We start from the raw sequence: 16,694 nt of genomic DNA on the forward strand, positions 1-16,694 counted from the left end.
TTAATTATGTCGCTATGATCAGCAGACGGAATATCTAAATTTTTGATTTAATAAATAGCAGGAGTCAGTAAGTTTTTCACGCCACGCTCTGATAGTCCGTTAGCTAATTGATTAATCTCTTCTTGGTTACACTCATCCCAGTTGAGTGCATCACCTACCACACCATGATGCCTGAAAGCATTGAGCTTTATTTTCACACTGCTTGAAAAGGGACGTAAGTAATACGCTACTTTTTCTATCTGCTCCATAAAATCGGTATTATTAGGAATATGCAGAAGTCTTATTTCGTGTAATTTGTTTTGAGCATGAAGAAAATTCATCGTTTCAAAAACGCGGTGGTTACTTCTGTTGGTTAACCATTTATGCGTTTCATCGTGCCATGCTTTTAAGTCAATCATCGCACCATCAAGGTAGGGGGTAAGGTGTTTCCAACCCGTTACGCTTAAACTGCCATTACTGTCTATCATGCATGTTAAATGTTTCAGTGAAGCCGTCGTTTTTATTAAACGAAATAGCGAAATAATAAAAGGTAAATTAAGTGATGCCTCGCCACCAGAAACGGTAATACCATTAATAAATAACCTATTTTCATGAATTTTTTCAATTAATTCAGAAACTGACATCGTTATGGTTTTAGGGCTCGCTTGTCGAGGGCAAGCCTCAATACACTTATCACATTCAGTGCATAATGCTTGATTCCATGCCACTTTAGTTTTTTCACTTTTCGTATGAATTGTTTGTAATGCTTGTGTTGGGCATTGCTTAACACAGTCTGCACAATGGTTACAAAGACCGATGGTTTGTGGGTTATGGCAATTTTTGCAGTTGTAGTTACATCCTTGAAAAAAAATCACCATTCGGTTGCCGGGTCCATCAACGCACGAAAAATTAAGTATCTTACTAATAGTGGCTGAAATCATTTACTTGTTAACTCTTAATTCTCAATAGAGAGATGTGAATAATGAGGTGTTTGCTCGTGACTTAACACACGAGGTAGACGTTTTAAAATGTCGGTTTGTTCGCTGGCTTCTGAGCCTAACCACGTTGTATTGGTACGTGAACCGGCCTCTTTGAATTTAGCAACATCAGATAGCTTAATCATATAGCCCGTTACTCGAACAAGATCGTTTGAGTGAACGTTTACGGTAAACTCACGAAACCCCATATTTAATGCGCCTTTACATAAGGTAACCATGGCGAGTGGATTTTGTTTGATTGTTTCATCAATGGTTAAAATATCGCTGATACCTGATAGGTAATACTGATGATGTGCAGCCAGCGCTTTAATGTGCAAAACAGGATCAGGCTCTGTACCATAAGGAATACGGATCCCTGGTGTTACGTTTTGATCGCTGCTAATACCACCTTGCGAGTGCAATAGTGCTCGCTGGTTATAACCATATTTCACTGGTGTATTCGTGACAATGTCACTTAATAGTTGAGTGATAGATAATGCTAATGCATTGGCTGAATCACTGTGGCCATATTTTTCTGTTGAGCCTGATTTCTCCAATAATAAATTGACTGCTTCTGCCATACCATAGATACCAAACATTGGGGCAAAACGGTTTTCATCAATCAATTGTTCTTGTACTAAAAAGCTAGTAAAGAAGTTTGATTCTTCATGAAGAAATGCTGAACGCGCTTCAATAAGTCCGAAAGTCATTTGGCAATAATGCGGTAGCACTTGGTTGATGAAGTTATCTACATCTGTTGCTTTTTCTGCCGCCGCTTTTAAGTTTAAGCGTACAAGTGTATTTGCGCCGCCTGCTAACGGTAGTGAGTTGTAGCAACTAACAATACCAAAGCCTTGTTTACCAAATGTATCTTTAAACATTGGGTAGTTGGCAATATGGGGTTTACTGCATTCACAAATATTTTGGCAAGCTTGTTCGAGTAAAGATATTGGTGATACTTCAGCGTCGTACATAAAAGTGAGATTAGGCGCGACTTGCTTAAGCTCTGCATCAATTTTTAAAATAGTACGGCAAATAATGTTATCAGTTGGACCAATATTGGCATGCATAAACGCATCGGGTAGGGTGCGGTCGAGCATAATCCAAAAACGCTTTAGCTTGTTGTAAATATCAGTTTCAGATTCACTATTTACAAACGGTAACAATAAATCATCAAGTTGACCGATATAAACAGGATAGTTAGTTACAGACGGTACGTGATGATAAATAATGGTGAGCGCATTGAGCGCGTCATCCAGATTTTTTGCGGGCTCTAGCTCTAAATAGCTTGAACCATTCTGTAAGTATTTAGCATAGTCGGGCAGTATGTAGCGAGGCTTAAAAGGCGCATTACCTTCGAACATATCACAGATAATTCCTTCATTTTTTGCTTCTAAAATTTCGTCACTTACTGGCATATAGTCTACAATTGCTTCAGCTTCGAGAGAGAGAAACAATGTTTTTTGTTTCGGGCTTAATGTAGAAGAAGAAATAATCTGTTTTATTTTGGAATGTAATGACATTGCAAGTACCGTGCATTGTTATAATTTAGTGGCACTTTAGATGAGATTAACAATTTCCAGAAGTGAAAAAGAATTAACGTATGTTTTCCAAAATGGAAAAGCGAATGACATAAGGGATGAATATGAAAAAGTGGACAGTTTTATTCGCTGTTATCGGTTTGGGTATCGCATTAGTTGGGTGTAATAAAGAAGAGCAAAAACAACCAGAACAACCCAAAAAAGAAGCGGTTGGTATGGCGAATCCAGCTTCTGTTTACTGTGAGGAGCAGGGTGGGAAACTTGAAATTAAAAAAGAAGAAAAAGGTGAAGTGGGATATTGTCACTTAGCGGATGGTAAAGTTGTAGAAGAGTGGGCTTTCTATCGCGAAAACAATAAGTAGCTTTATTTTTGAGCATAATTGAGACGAACTCACTATAAAATGCCGATTAACTTGCGCTAATAGATATTTTAGATAAATGGTGTTTTTATGAACACCATTTCAAATAATGTTTTTTTTATCTTTTAAATCAAGGTGATATTTGTATTAAATGTGTGATACTCAGTATAAAAAATCCTGTTAGGGTATATTTAACGTTTAAAGTTACGTTATTTGAATTGTATCGTGATTAAAAATTTGTCTAAATATACTGATATTGGCCTTTATACAGGTTATTTTGTTTGTGTGCCGTATGTAAGCGTTACATGGTTGTAAATGAACGTTTAGTTATTTTAATACGGATATCTTTCTTCTTTTATTTGATAAGGATCGCTTTGAAGATGTTTAATTCTCAGCGTGTTGTCACTCAGTGTTTCAGCAAGCTTCTTGTTTTATCTTTGATTCTTCCGAGTAGTGCTTTTGCTATTGAATTAGCACACATTGCACCACATAACTATGTGAACATTACAGGGCCGGATAAAGATACTGTTGTGTTTCCTCCTGTAAATGATAGAGAAGCTCCTGCAACGAGTACAGGTAGTGTGGATTGGTCTTCTTTAAACAATCAAACAGTGTTTAGCACCAAAACACTTTGTGCTGATTCGGTGAATAAGGTTTGTTTTAAGTCTCAAATAGAACAAGCGTATACTGAGAATAAGTTTTATCCTTTTTGGCAAAATAAAGCACTGCGAGATGAGTTTGAACTACAGTTAAAAGCCGTTGTAGATACAAAAATGCTACCGGGTTTATCCCAACGTCTTTCCGAACTGAATAAGCTTAAGAGTGAAAATAACGAGCAAGCTTATGACTTATTAGCGACTGATACCTATTATGTGTATCGCGCATTCCAAAACTACATTGCAACTCACCGTGATGTACTGTTCTTGTCTAAGCCTATTAACATGAGTAAGTCGATGAGCAAATATGCCGATGGCGTTAATGTTTATCCGATGACACTTGCGAGACTTGAGCAATTACGTCCTGGTTATATTGCATTTAAACCAACAATGGATGCGATTGCCAAATACCTGAATTTACCCGCGCATACTTTAACATCATCGAACTTTAAGCAGGTTTATCGCAAAGGGGCAACACTGCCTAACGGGCATGAGTTGATTAAAGTATTGTATACCCTTGGTGATATGGATCAGACAGATTACGACCGTTTATCACTTGAACATCAGATCACCAATTCTGGTGCTGTTTTTGAAAGCTTAAAAGCATTCCAAAAACGTCATGGTTTAGCAAGTGATGGTATTATTGGTGAGGCAACTGTTCAGCAACTTGTTATGCCTTATGCGGATATTGCGCGTCGTTTAGCATTGAATACGCTACGTGTGGCTACCTTAAATAAGTATAATGAAAATCGTCCTCATATTTGGGTTAACATTCCTAACTATAAGTTAGAAGTGTTTGATAAAGGTAACATCGTATTTGAATCTAAAGTCATTGTCGGTCGTGATAGCCGTCCTACAAACTTATTCTCATCGGCTATTACGACTATGGTTGTAAACCCATACTGGAACGTACCGATTACAATCAAGCAGCATGATGTTATCCCAAAAGTGAAGCACAATATTGATTATTTAAAGCAGCATAATATGCAGATTTTAAATAGTTGGCGTGATCGTACTGTGATTTCACCAACGAGTATTGACTGGGCGACGGTGAATCCAAAAACATTTCCGCATGAGTTTCAGCAAGGTCCTGGTCCTCGTAATTCACTTGGTCGTGTTAAGTTCCTTATGCCAAATGATTACGCTATTTTCTTGCACGATACTCCTTCACGCGGATTGTTTAGCAAAACTAAGCGTGATTTAAGCTCTGGTTGTGTACGTGTTGAACGTGCTTATGATCTTGCTAATTATGTAATTGAGTACCAAAATCGTGGAAACATTCCAGAATTTAAACAAATGTTAGATGCGCAAAAGCAAAAAACCGTGAGTTTATCTAAGCGGATTGGTGTCGATTTTGTCTATCTCACGGCATGGGTTGATAATAATGGTAAAGTACAAATGCGTGAAGATATCTACGGTTATGACTCGCCAAGTGCAAATAAGATTAAAAATAAATTTATTACGATGAAAGATTTTGTTAAAAATTAAGTCGTAATTAAAGATAAAAACCAGCACTAGGTTGCTGGTTTTTTTATACTTAAAATACGTGATACTCATCAGTTTGGGTAATGAAATCATGATAAATACTAGGTTAAGCGCACCATACTCGTTACTATAAGTGTGCCTGTAATCACTAATAAAGAAGGTTAACGTGTTAAAAGCTATTTTTCTCGATATGGACGAAACCTTGTGTGCAACGTCTTTAGCTGACAAACATGCCGCGAACGAGCTGAAATTATATGTCAGTAATTTGTACCCACAATTAAATGTAGACATGTTTTTAGAACGCTATATTGCAGGTGTATATAAAAAACTCAATGATGAATTACCTGAGCTAGTGCCACTAATATCCGATGAGCTTCTCTTCCGCCAAAACCTTATTTTAGTTTTATTTAAAGAGCAGGGCATTGAGTTATCTTTTGATGCTGCAGTCGCTATTCAAGCATGCTTTGATCAATCTCGTATGGCTAGCTTTGATTTTTTTCCTCAGATGAAAGAAACGCTGTTGGCATTGCGCAAATCATATCAATTGGTTGTTATTACCAATGGTCCGGTTTTTTCACAACATCCAAAGTTGGCCGCAACAGAAATGCAGCAATATGTTGATCATATTATTGTGGGTGGGGAAGAGCCTGAGGAAAAACCGGCAGTAAGTATTTTTGAAAAAGCACTAAACTTGGTGAACTGTAAACCTGAAGAAGTCATCCATATGGGGGATTCATTGGCGGCAGATATTATAGGTGCTAAAAATGCAGGTATTAAGAGCGTATGGGTTGATACCCAAAAAGACAGCGATCATCAGCAATTAGCGCTGATTAAACCTGACTATATTGTTACTAACCCTGTTGATATTCAAACTATTGTTGCTAAATTGGCTTAGACAATAAAGATAAAAAACGCCACAGACACCTGTGGCGTTTTTTTTACTTTTTATTCATGATTGATAGGCGTTTGTTCGTCGTTACGTGTTTTCCATAGCGATGCGCCAATGGCGATGGAAATAGTAAGAACAATGACACACAGTGATACCGCTGTTGGGATAGCCCAAGCGGTACCGACTAAAAGCATCTTCAAGCCAATGAAGCTTAGAATAAATGCCAGTGCGACACGTAGGTAGCAGAAACGCGTTAACATACCCTCAAGTACGAAATACAGTGAGCGTAAGCCTAGTAATGCAAATACGTTAGCAGTAAGCACCAAGAACGGTTCACGTGTTACCGCAAAGATCGCAGGAATAGAATCGAGTGCAAACATGACATCGGTAAGCGCGATCACTGCAACCACAACAAGTAATGGTGTCGCTAACCAACCATGCTCTCCTTTAACGAACATTTTATGGTCGTGATAATCATCTGTAACTTTAAAGAAGCGTTTTACAATACGTACCGGTAACGCATCTGAGAAGTCTTCTTGTTCTTCTTCATCTTCTTTCCAGAGTTTGAAGCCAGTGTAAAGAAGGAAAACGGCAAAGATGTACATAACCCAATGGAAGTCATCCAAGAGTTGAGCACCGACTGCGATCATACCACCACGTAAAAAAAGCGCACCGACAATGCCGAGCATTAATACGCGCGGGCGTAAACGCTCAGGTACCATAAATTGGCCAAAAATTAGGGCGAAAACAAATAAGTTATCAACACTTAATGATTTTTCTAATAAGTAGCCCGTGACAAAAGCAGTTGCTGCTTTTGAATTACTGTAGGTACTTTCTGGTGCCATCAACTGCCAATTGAAGTAGATAAACACCGCAAATAAGAAAGCGAGAAAAACCCAGAATACACTCCAGATAGCTGCTTTCTTGATGGAAATCTTACCACCACGTGTTTGATACAAATCCAACGCAAACATTAACACTGTTAATACAGCGAACCCTTCATAGCTAAAAAGGCTCATAGAGTCTCTCCTAAAAATCGACCTTAAAGCGATAACGTATTGTTATTTTATAAACTAAATAATAAATATTAGTTTTTTATAAGTATAAAGTTATATGCCTATAAAAAGGCAATATAGTTTGGCAACAATATGTTATCGCATAAAGATTAAAAACGCGGAAGGCAGGGTAAAAGGGTGTTTCACAATCAACCTTACGCGCATTAAAAACTCAAACCTCTGAGTGTTTGAGTATGACTGCACCAATGTGCAAGCGATAATGGCATTGGTCTCGTCAAAATGGTGCATGAATAATAATGCAAATCCATTCACGGCTGCCGGAAGTGTAAACTTCGAGATGACGACAGACGAACAATTGTGACTACTCCCCAAAACAAGGCGATTTTAGTCTTGTATTGACAAATTTTCCAGTCGTTTTTCAAAATGATTACCATATAAAGCAGTTATATAATGGTACAGCGTTTTTAAAGGTAAAATTACGCGCTTAAATATATCGATTGATTGTTATTCTCAATAACCTGATCGAATGGTTAAGCATTTTTTTTTGTGTATTAAAGGAGATCTTGGGGTATTGCTACCACAGAATATACGGTCACGTAACATGCTTAATCATAAATGAGTAGTGATAATAAAAGGTTTCTTGTTGTTAAATCTTTGTTTTAAAAGTGTTTTTTGTAATGTTAAATCAAATGTTTTATGTGACGATAATCACAAATCAAGGTTGGGTGATTTAGTTTGTTATTCTACTAGTCGTATAGTGATAAGGACATTAAGTTAATGCTAGAAGATGTTATGTTTCTACCTAAGGATAGTTATGGAAACAATGTTGAACACATCAGAAAAAGAGCAAATCATATTTGATTACACGCATTTCCTCTCGCTTCTTTGTAATCAAAAATGGACATTTATTGATGTTGTAAAAAACATCATTTCATCTTTTGAATTAAATATTAAAACAGGCACATATTCACAAATAAGCCCCGCAGAAAAGTTACATCAACAGGCGTTAAAAGTATTATCAAGCAGTGCCAGTGATACGCAGAATATTATTCGATTATTATTATTATCACGAAATGAAGGTATAAAAAGTATTTTATTATTATTACCTTTTGCTTTAGAAGAAGAGCAATTAAAAAAAATAGAAAAAAAAGGAAAGTGTAAATTAGAAAAAGAAAATGGAAACAATGAAAGGTTACTCATAACCTTATTATGAAATAATAGATAAAGAAGGTGTTGGCAGGCACCTTCTTTATATGTATTTTTTATTAAAATTACCAGAATAGCCAAGTAAATATTGTTAGAAATGCAATACATAAGATATTGAGATAAATACCAACACGCATCATTTCTTGTTGTTTTATATAGCCTGTACTAAATACGATCGCATTAGGTGGTGTCGCAACAGGCAGCATAAAGGCACAAGAAGCCGCGATAGCAATAAGAGCTGATAACACAACAGGCGATACACCTAATGCTTCTGCAACGGTTGCAAATACAGGGATTAACAGCGCTGCGCTAGCAGTATTACTTGCAAACTCGGTGAGAAAAACAACAAAGATAGCAACAACTAAAATAGTAAGGAATAAACCCGCTTGGTTTAAAAACGTACTTAACTCTTGTGCTAAGAAGACACTTGTTCCCGTGGCTTTTAATATATTGCTCAAACAGATACCGCCACCAAATAGAATAAGTACACCCCAGTCTGTTGATTTTTGAATATCTTTCCAGCTAACCACGCGTGACACACATAATAATACGATGGCGCTTAAGGCAACCAGCGTATCAAATTTAGCGAACCCACCTAAAAATGCGTTAATGGGTTTGCTGAAAATCCAACAGCTAACAGTGAGAAGGAAAATAGCTAGAGTAAGAAACTTTCCTTTTGTCCAAGTGACAGGAGTGTGGTCAATCTCAAAGGTGTGATTTAAATTTGGTTTTAGAAGAATATATAACAGACCAACGGTTAGCGGTAACAAAAAAAGACTCACAGGTATGCCAAAGTACATCCACTCGGTAAAGTTTAATCCGGCTTCTGCGGCTGCAATGGCATTAGGAGGGCTGCCGACAATCGTGGCAATGCCGCCAATACTGGCACAATAAGCAATACCAAGTAGGGTAAATACATAAGTGTTATGACCTGTTTTACTATTAACCTTATTTAATACCCCTAGTACTAATGGCAGCATCATTGCGGTAGTGGCTGTGTTACTTATCCACATTGATAGCCCTGCTGTTACACCAAATAGCATCAATACCGCGACGGACATCTTACCTTTTGCAGCTACTAGCACTTTATCTGCAATGACTTGATCGAGTTGCTGTTTATGCAATGCTGCAGCTAACGCGAAGCCTCCAAGAAAGAGAAATATAATTGGATTAGAGAAGTTTGCTAATGCTTGCTGAGTTTGAAAAACACCAAAGAATACGGCGAGTAAGGGAACGAGAATGGCAGTGACACTGACATGTAATGCTTCAGTTAACCAGAGCACAGCGATAAAGCTTAATATACTAAGCCCTAATGTGATATTAGCTTCAAATGGTAGCGTGTTTAGTAGCGTTAAAAACAAAAGTATATCTGCAATGATAATTAGACTATTACGATTCAATATCCATTGTTTAATCGTGAGTGTGAGCGCTGTCATAGCGTTTCTCCAATAGCAAGGCCAGTAGTTAATGCATCTAGTTGCGCTGCTAATATAAGGCTTGTTAACGAAAGAATTTGAGACTTATGTATATAATCGGTTAATTTTTGGTGATAATTAAGTGATTTTGTTATTTCTAGACGATTGAAATAAAAAGATATTTTATTGTTTATTCGAAGGTTAAGAAAATAGAGCAATATCATTCTATCAATGACTAATAATTTAGGTGTTGATCACAAAGAATCGCCGCTATAACTTTTGTAGCCTGTGCTAATATGTTTTCCGACAAATTATTGACGCAAAGATGGGCAGTAAAATGGCAGGGATGCAGAGACAGACTAAACGTACAGAGTTAAAAAAGAAGATGAAAACCGACGTTTTTCATCATATGAAAGATGTAAAGCATAGGTTTATGAAGATGATGAGAGATAAAAGCTAAAGACAGGTTAAAAATATAAGCCAGTGAAATCACTGGCTTTATGTTTTACTTTGAAGTGTTACTTTTTGTCACTGCTAAATTATCTAACTGCTTTTGACTATTAATAGCTGAAGATGGTGCTGTATCATCACTGATAACAGTGGAAGGTGCGGGTTTTATAATAGGTTCTTTAGGGCCTAGAAACTTAGGCTGAACATTCAGTATAAACAGATCACTCAATGCTTTAACACGAGCAAGTACTTCTCGAATACGGATTTTAAGTTGTGCCGTACCATTTGGCTCATGTACCGCCAAACATGTAGCTTTTATGTTATAACTGTCAGCAATAAATAGGGCGCGCTCGCAGTGGAATTGTTGGGTAATAATTGTAAAGTTATCCGTTTCAAACACTTCTTTTGCGCGGACGATAGAATCAAGCGTTCGAAACCCAGCATAATCTAAAACAATTTTGTCATCAGGAACACCTGCTTTTAATAAATCTCGTTTCATCGTCCAAGGTTCATTATATGAGCGGTGTGCATTGTCACCACTGAGTAAAAAATAATCTATTTTACCTTGTTTAAATAAATCTAATGCTGCTGTAATACGATATTCATAATATGGGTTTAGTGTCTTAGCTATATATTTACTTGTTCCAAGAACTAATCCCACAGAATGTTTGGGTACTGTAGAGATATCATGATAAATGCGATCAGATGTACGAGCTGAAACCCAACGATCAAATAACAATAATGTTGAAACAAATAAGATACAGATAACTGCAGAAATACGGATGAAGTTGAGCAGTTTCATAATTATCCACGAAAGTACAAAGTTCTTATCTTATATCTTACCCTAATCATTTAATAAAATGTTTATTAATTAAGAGGTAAATGTCTGCGTATTGTCATTTTACCTTATGACTGCTGAAATAATATTCAATAACGAGTAAAGGCGCAGTATTACTTACATCAAAAAAAGGTGCCAGATTGGCACCTTTTTTAAACTGAGGTTTAGAACGAAGTTCGTTTGTAACGACGATATTCTGATTTCCAGAAGTTAGCATCGATTTTTTCACGGATACGTTCATCGGAGTTTTTCGGTGCTTTATGTTGTTCTACCGCTTTCTTCGCAACGGCAAAAGCAATTTTACGTGAGACTTTCTGAATATCTTCTAATGGCGGTAATAGTGGGCCATGTCCATGAATAGCAAGTGGAGAACACTCCGCTAAGGCTTGACTACTTTCCATTAGCATTTCATTGGTAACACGGCGAGCATTAATGGCTAATACCCCTAAACCAATACCTGGGAAAATGTAACTGTTATTACATTGTGCGATTGGATAAGTTTTACCTTCATAAATCACAGGCTCAAATGGTGAACCTGTTGCAACAAGTGCATTACCATCCGTCCAACGGATCAAATCAAACGGTGTTGCTTCAACGCGGCTGGTTGGGTTGGAAAGTGGGAAAATGATAGGGCGTTCGCAGTGCGCGTACATTTCACGGATCACGTCTTCACTAAACAGTCCCGGAACACCAGATACACCGATTAAAATCGTTGGTTTTGCATTACGCATAACATCAAGGAGTGAGATGTTATTATCTGCCACATCCCAATCTGCTAATTGTGCATTTTTCTGAACAAGAGCTTGTTGGAAGTTGAGTAGATTTGGCATGCCATCAATGAGTAGGCCCCAACGGTCAACCATGAATACTTGACTGCGCGCTTGTGCATCAGAAATACCTTCAGACACCATTTGTGCAATAATCGCTTCTGCAATCCCACAACCTGCCGAGCCCGCACCAAGGAAGGTTACACGCTGCTCAGACAGTTTATTGCCTGCTGCTTTACATGCCGCAAGTAGAGAGCCAACAGTTACCGCTGCTGTGCCTTGAATATCATCGTTAAAGCAACAAACTTTATCTTTGTAACGCTCAAGTAAAGGCATTGCATTTTTTTGTGCGAAATCTTCAAATTGAATTAATGCTTCAGGCCAACGTTGTTTTACGGCTTGGATAAATTCATCAACAAACGCATCGTACTCTTTTCCGGTAATGCGGGTATGGCGCCAACCCATGTACATGGGATCAGATAAACGTTGTGGGTTATTGGTACCAACATCAAGAACAACAGGTAAAGTATAAGCTGGGCTGATACCACCACATGCGGTATATAAAGAAAGCTTACCAATTGGAATGCCCATACCACCGATACCTTGATCACCTAAACCAAGGATACGCTCACCATCGGTTACAACAATCACTTTAACGTTCTGACGAGACGCGTTGTTCAGCATGTCTTCAATACGATCACGGTTTGGGTATGAAATGAATAGACCACGACCACGACGGTAAATATTTGAGAAATCCTCACACGCAGATCCCACTGTAGGGGTATAGATGATTGGCATCATTTCTGTTACGTGATTTTCTACCAAACGGTAAAACAAGGTTTCATTGGTGTCTTGGATATTTCGCAGATAAATGTGCTTATCCATATCGTTATCAAACTTTAGGTATTGCTGATAAGCACGTTCTGTTTGTTCTTCAATAGATTCAATAGCTTCAGGAAGAAGCCCTTCAAGGTTAAAGAACATACGTTCTTCGACAGAGAATGCACTACCTTTGTTAAGAAGAGGTGTTTCAAGTAGTGCAGGACCTGCATAGGGGATATATAAAGGTCTTTTATCGTTGTTCATGCAAATAGACTCTGTAGCTAGAAGATTAAAATTGAAAACAAGTGCAAGTTTTCAGTTGGTCACTAATGCTAGAACGTCAAAGATAAGAATACAAAGGGTATGATCACTTATTTTGAAAGTTGAGCCATATTATTTGTGAAAATGCTGTTTTTTAAATTGATACTTTGTTTTAGTGACGTTTTTTGGCGAGTTAATGATGTAATTAGTTTATATGCGTGAACGCGTGCCATATTTTATAAATCATTTTTTTGAACAATATCGTCTCGTCACAACGGTATACTCAATTTTAAAATATTGACCAACGATGGGGGGAGATTAACAAGACATTTACGCAAGGAGATGTGTCATAAATCACTATTTAGCGAAGGCTTCAGTGTTGTTTCGATTGATTATTCTACGTTAGGATTCATAGCAAAATAAATGAGTAAAGCAGTATAGCCACTTATTGATAATCAGTAAGTGGCTTTTATTTATCTAGAAATTGAGTCGATCAGTAATGCCAAGGGAAGCGGCTAAAATCTTGATCGCGTTTTTCTAGGAACGCATCACGACCTTCTTGTGCTTCTTCTGTACCGTAAGCAAGACGCGTTGCTTCACCAGCAAACAGTTGCTGACCGACTAAACCATCATCTGGAAGGTTGAAACCGTATTTTAGCATACGCATTGCTGTTGGTGATTTACTTGTGATTTCTTTACCCCAACGAAGCGCTTCTTCTTCTAGTTCAAAGTGATCAACAACCTTGTTCACCATGCCCATTTCATAGGCTTCTTGTGCGCTGTAATTAAAACCACAGAAGAAGATTTCACGGGCACGTTTTTGACCGATCATTTTAGCCAGATACGCAGAGCCGTAACCAGAATCGAACGACGCAACATCAGGATCGGTTTGCTTGAATATGGCATGTTCTTTAGATGCCAGCGTTAAATCACAAACAACGTGTAAGCTATGACCGCCGCCAACAGCCCAACCGGGAACAACCGCGATAACGACTTTTGGCATAAAGCGGATCATGCGTTGTACTTCTAGAATATGAAGTCGACCCATACGCGCAACGTCAGCAGTACCCGCTTCTTCGCCTTCATATTTATAGCCATCTTTACCACGAATACGTTGATCGCCACCCGATGAGAATGACCACTGGCCTTTATGAGATGGGCCATTACCCGTTAGTAATACACAGCCTACATCAGACCATTGACGAGCGTGATCGAGTGCGGTGAAAAGCTCATCAACTGTTTTGGGACGAAATGCATTCAGGCAATCAGGACGATTAATTGCGATACGAACAGTACCCTGATCTTTGGCGCGATGATAAGTAATATCTTCAAAATCAAAGCCTTCAACTTCGTTCCAAAGCTCAGGATTAAATATGGTTTTCTTTGTCATGTGGCGTTGCCTCCATAAGTTGATGCTGTAAGGCTAGGGAGTTACAAAAAAAAGTCAATTTTTCGATGAAATTAGTAGTACTTACATAAAATAATGAAACGTAATTGATGATGGAATAAACAATTAGCCTGATACGAATAGCAAGTTTAATGAATATTATGATTCTCACTGACAAGGTAGGTAATAATTGCGAAAATAGCGTTGAATTCATTAAAGATATATTAGATATGCAGAACAACTTACCTATAGATAGCATTGAGCAACAATTTAAAGCCTTGTTACGTGATGAACATATTGTTGTTGAAGCAGAAACGGGGTCGGGTAAATCAACCCGTCTACCACTATGGGCTGCTATTTATGGGAAAGTGCTGGTGGTTGAGCCTCGACGGGTTGCTTGTACATCGCTAGCTGAATATTTATTAACAGAAGACGCAAACCCAGATCAGTTATCCGTTGGTTATGCGATCCGTTTTGAGCATCACTTTGATGAAAATACGGATATTATTTATGCGACTCCCGGTGTTGCATTACGTTGGTTAAGTGAAGGTAATTTAGATCAGTTCTCAACAATTATTATTGATGAATTTCATGAAAGACGTTGGGATACTGATCTTCTACTTGCGTTACTCAAACAGCAACAATCTCATCGTTTAGTTATTACTTCTGCAACGATTGATAGCCAACGATTAGTTAACTATTTATCCGCACAGCACTTACAAGCTAAAGGGCGTAATTTTGCGGTGAATGTGTTGCATCATACCTCTGATAGTCGAGATATGCCCGATGTGATGAATATCGATAAGCGGATAACTAGCTTGGTTCAAACGCATATTGATAGCCACCAAGACATTTTGATCTTTTTACCCGGAAGAAAAGAGATAGCGTCAACGCAAAATGCACTAACGCAACAGTTTAGTGAGCAAATACAAGCAGGATTAATGGATATTATTCCATTACACGCTTCAGTTACCGATGATGAAAGAAAGCGGGCTCTAACACAAAGTGATAAGCAACGCATTATTGTTGCGACAAATGTGGCTGAAACCTCGGTAACTATCCCAGGGATTACGTTGATCATTGATTCTGGTTTAGAACGTCGTACCCACCAGCGAAACGGTCGAACAGTATTATCATTACACGCTATTTCCAAAGCAAGCTCAGAGCAGCGGAAAGGGCGTGCAGGGCGCGTAACAGATGGTGTTTGTATTCGCTTGTATGGTAAAGCCGCAGCGCTAGAGTTATTAACACCGCCAGAGTTGCAACGCGAAGAATTGGTAGAAGCCTATTTGGCTGCTTTATGTTGTAACGCAAAACTCAGCCAACTTTCGTTTATTGATCCTCTACCTGAAAAAACCTTTGTTGCAGCGCAGCAGGCTTTGTTGTCGATGGGAGCTATGACTGAAAATGAAGTTATTACTGATTATGGCCGTTGTTTATATCAACTACCTATCGATACTTTATTTGCCCACTTAATAACAGCGATGGATACCCGAGCAAATAAAGAAGCAATGGTCGATCTTGCTGCTGCATTGTCTATTCCGCAACGGTTATGGCAGCCACCGCGATCAGAAGAAAATATTGAACAATTGTATCGATGGCTGGGTAACGTATTTTGTGATGCGACGGCATTAATAAAAATGGTGCGTATGGATGAGTGTCCAGAATGGCTTGTGGTAGATGACAATATGCTAGCAGAAGCGCGTTTGTTGTCAGTTCAAATACGAGAGTTACTTGAACTTCCAGAGCTGTCTGTTGCTAGCCGATTTAAACGAGAGTTATGGCAAGATGCTGTAATCAAGGCGGTACCTGAATTGGTTTTTCTTCGTCGAGAAAAACGTCAGCAGGCAATGAGTAACGGTATTATTGAAGTCAGTAGTGCGAAAGATTCATTAATTGATAACCCGCCGATAGATGGATCATTATCTCAAGCAGTGATCGTATTTGATCAATTTGCCTTACCAGGAAGAGGGGTTAAACAAAACCGCATTTTGGCAACGTGTAGCTCTCCCGTTACCTTGTCACAAATAAATAATGCTGAGTTAGGTGAGTTGGTTCAAGGTGATACCATCGAGCAACAGGATGGCAGTTTTAAAACGGCTGTCCAGCGGATTTATGCTGGACGGGTTATTGATACTCAATGGATTGAACCTGAAGGGCAATCAGCACGCTCTGCTATTGTCGATATGCTACTTGCAGGTGAAGTAATGCCAGATCTTGCACCTCGAATTATCTCAGATATCTCGCAGTGGAATTTATATCTCGCATTGGGTTTATATAATGCAGATTTTGTTAAACGTGCACCTGAGCAGGTTGATGCTATTGAATGGCTATCGCAACAAATTGAAGATTTAGGGATTGAACATATTGATGATCTTGAACTCTTTGAACCTTCAGACTTCACCTTTGAGGGGATCCCTGAATGGGAACGGCAAGAGTTTGATGAGCGTTACCCGCGTGAAGTTAAACTCACTGATCTTGTGATGGCTATAGAATATGATATTCATCGTAAACTTGTTGTTGCAAATTATCAGTCTGGCAACCGTAAACCAGATCCAAAACGATGGGAATTACCACGATGGCAAGGGTGGCGAGTGCAATATAAAAAAGCCAGTCGAACAATTGATATTAAGTAATAGAGGGTGA

The 16,694-nt window shown here is 38.4% G+C and carries 12 protein-coding genes; 5 read left to right on the forward strand and 7 right to left on the reverse strand.

The genetic code is table 11. The features are described 5' to 3' along the window. Positions 1 to 47 precede the first annotated feature (47 nt). Positions 48 to 920 carry a YjjW family glycine radical enzyme activase gene (locus C9J42_RS07095; RefSeq protein ID WP_255419057.1) on the reverse strand — a complete coding sequence of 291 codons (873 nt, stop codon included), beginning with the start codon at positions 918 to 920 and terminating at the stop codon, positions 48 to 50. Between the two features lie 14 nt (positions 921 to 934). Further along, the gene (locus C9J42_RS07100) at positions 935 to 2,479 is read right to left on the reverse strand and encodes a YjjI family glycine radical enzyme (RefSeq protein ID WP_107287426.1); all 1,545 of its coding nucleotides are present in this window, start codon (positions 2,477 to 2,479) and stop codon (positions 935 to 937) included. A 122-nt stretch (positions 2,480 to 2,601) separates the two neighbouring features. Here C9J42_RS07100 and C9J42_RS07105 point away from each other — a divergent pair, with 122 nt between their 5' ends. The 3 genes from C9J42_RS07105 to C9J42_RS07115 all read left to right on the forward strand — a co-directional run bounded on the left by C9J42_RS07105 (position 2,602) and on the right by C9J42_RS07115 (position 5,892). Continuing rightward, the gene (locus C9J42_RS07105; protein ID WP_107208465.1) at positions 2,602 to 2,859 is read left to right on the forward strand and encodes a DUF333 domain-containing protein; all 258 of its coding nucleotides are present in this window, start codon (positions 2,602 to 2,604) and stop codon (positions 2,857 to 2,859) included. Between the two features lie 377 nt (positions 2,860 to 3,236). Beyond that, complete coding sequence (locus tag C9J42_RS07110) at positions 3,237 to 5,000, forward strand: murein L,D-transpeptidase (RefSeq protein WP_107301834.1); 1,764 nt, start codon at positions 3,237 to 3,239, stop codon at positions 4,998 to 5,000. Positions 5,001 to 5,163: 163 nt separating this feature from the next. Then, positions 5,164 to 5,892, forward strand: coding sequence for an HAD family hydrolase (locus C9J42_RS07115; protein ID WP_107208463.1), 729 nt, complete (start codon positions 5,164 to 5,166; stop codon positions 5,890 to 5,892). Between the two features lie 50 nt (positions 5,893 to 5,942). Here the strand turns inward: C9J42_RS07115 and C9J42_RS07120 are convergent, their stop codons facing one another. Then, positions 5,943 to 6,905: a TerC family protein gene (locus C9J42_RS07120; protein WP_107208462.1), complete on the reverse strand. Its 963-nt coding sequence runs from the start codon at positions 6,903 to 6,905 to the stop codon at positions 5,943 to 5,945. Between the two features lie 811 nt (positions 6,906 to 7,716). On the opposite strand from C9J42_RS07120, the gene C9J42_RS07125 reads away from it, so the two are divergent. Next, complete coding sequence (locus C9J42_RS07125) at positions 7,717 to 8,115, forward strand: hypothetical protein (RefSeq protein WP_107208461.1); 399 nt, start codon at positions 7,717 to 7,719, stop codon at positions 8,113 to 8,115. A gap of 58 nt (positions 8,116 to 8,173) precedes the next feature. Here C9J42_RS07125 and C9J42_RS07130 read toward each other — a convergent pair whose 3' ends face one another. From C9J42_RS07130 to C9J42_RS07145, 4 genes are all read right to left on the reverse strand, one after another. Then, a complete protein-coding gene (locus tag C9J42_RS07130) occupies positions 8,174 to 9,544 on the reverse strand; it encodes a DASS family sodium-coupled anion symporter (RefSeq protein ID WP_107208460.1) in 1,371 nt (456 codons plus the stop codon). 484 nt (positions 9,545 to 10,028) lie between these two features. Continuing rightward, positions 10,029 to 10,775, reverse strand: coding sequence for a vancomycin high temperature exclusion protein (locus C9J42_RS07135; protein WP_107208459.1), 747 nt, complete (start codon positions 10,773 to 10,775; stop codon positions 10,029 to 10,031). A gap of 200 nt (positions 10,776 to 10,975) precedes the next feature. Beyond that, entirely contained in the window at positions 10,976 to 12,664 is a 1,689-nt protein-coding gene (locus tag C9J42_RS07140) for an NAD-dependent malic enzyme (RefSeq protein ID WP_107246592.1), read from the reverse strand. A gap of 490 nt (positions 12,665 to 13,154) precedes the next feature. Beyond that, positions 13,155 to 14,051, reverse strand: a complete 897-nt coding sequence (locus C9J42_RS07145) for a 1,4-dihydroxy-2-naphthoyl-CoA synthase (protein WP_107287423.1) — start codon at positions 14,049 to 14,051, stop codon at positions 13,155 to 13,157. Positions 14,052 to 14,200: 149 nt separating this feature from the next. On the opposite strand from C9J42_RS07145, the gene C9J42_RS07150 reads away from it, so the two are divergent. After that, the gene (locus tag C9J42_RS07150; RefSeq protein ID WP_107301835.1) at positions 14,201 to 16,684 is read left to right on the forward strand and encodes a helicase-related protein; all 2,484 of its coding nucleotides are present in this window, start codon (positions 14,201 to 14,203) and stop codon (positions 16,682 to 16,684) included. Positions 16,685 to 16,694: the final 10 nt, after the last annotated feature.

The organism is Photobacterium sp. GB-56, assembly GCF_003026105.1.
Classification (GTDB): Bacteria; Pseudomonadota; Gammaproteobacteria; order Enterobacterales; family Vibrionaceae; genus Photobacterium.

Excerpts from the sequence above, each read along its gene's own strand:
- C9J42_RS07095 (WP_255419057.1), bottom strand. The coding sequence starts at position 920 with ATGATTTCAGCCACTATTAGTAAGATACTTAATTTTTCGTGCGTTGAT.
- C9J42_RS07100 (WP_107287426.1), bottom strand. The coding sequence starts at position 2,479 with ATGTCATTACATTCCAAAATAAAACAGATTATTTCTTCTTCTACATTA.
- C9J42_RS07105 (WP_107208465.1), top strand. The coding sequence starts at position 2,602 with ATGAAAAAGTGGACAGTTTTATTCGCTGTTATCGGTTTGGGTATCGCA.
- C9J42_RS07110 (WP_107301834.1), top strand. The coding sequence starts at position 3,237 with ATGTTTAATTCTCAGCGTGTTGTCACTCAGTGTTTCAGCAAGCTTCTT.
- C9J42_RS07120 (WP_107208462.1), bottom strand. The coding sequence starts at position 6,905 with ATGAGCCTTTTTAGCTATGAAGGGTTCGCTGTATTAACAGTGTTAATG.
- C9J42_RS07125 (WP_107208461.1), top strand. The coding sequence starts at position 7,717 with ATGGAAACAATGTTGAACACATCAGAAAAAGAGCAAATCATATTTGAT.
- C9J42_RS07130 (WP_107208460.1), bottom strand. The coding sequence starts at position 9,544 with ATGACAGCGCTCACACTCACGATTAAACAATGGATATTGAATCGTAAT.
- C9J42_RS07135 (WP_107208459.1), bottom strand. The coding sequence starts at position 10,775 with ATGAAACTGCTCAACTTCATCCGTATTTCTGCAGTTATCTGTATCTTA.
- C9J42_RS07140 (WP_107246592.1), bottom strand. The coding sequence starts at position 12,664 with ATGAACAACGATAAAAGACCTTTATATATCCCCTATGCAGGTCCTGCA.
- C9J42_RS07145 (WP_107287423.1), bottom strand. The coding sequence starts at position 14,051 with ATGACAAAGAAAACCATATTTAATCCTGAGCTTTGGAACGAAGTTGAA.
- C9J42_RS07150 (WP_107301835.1), top strand. The coding sequence starts at position 14,201 with ATGAATATTATGATTCTCACTGACAAGGTAGGTAATAATTGCGAAAAT.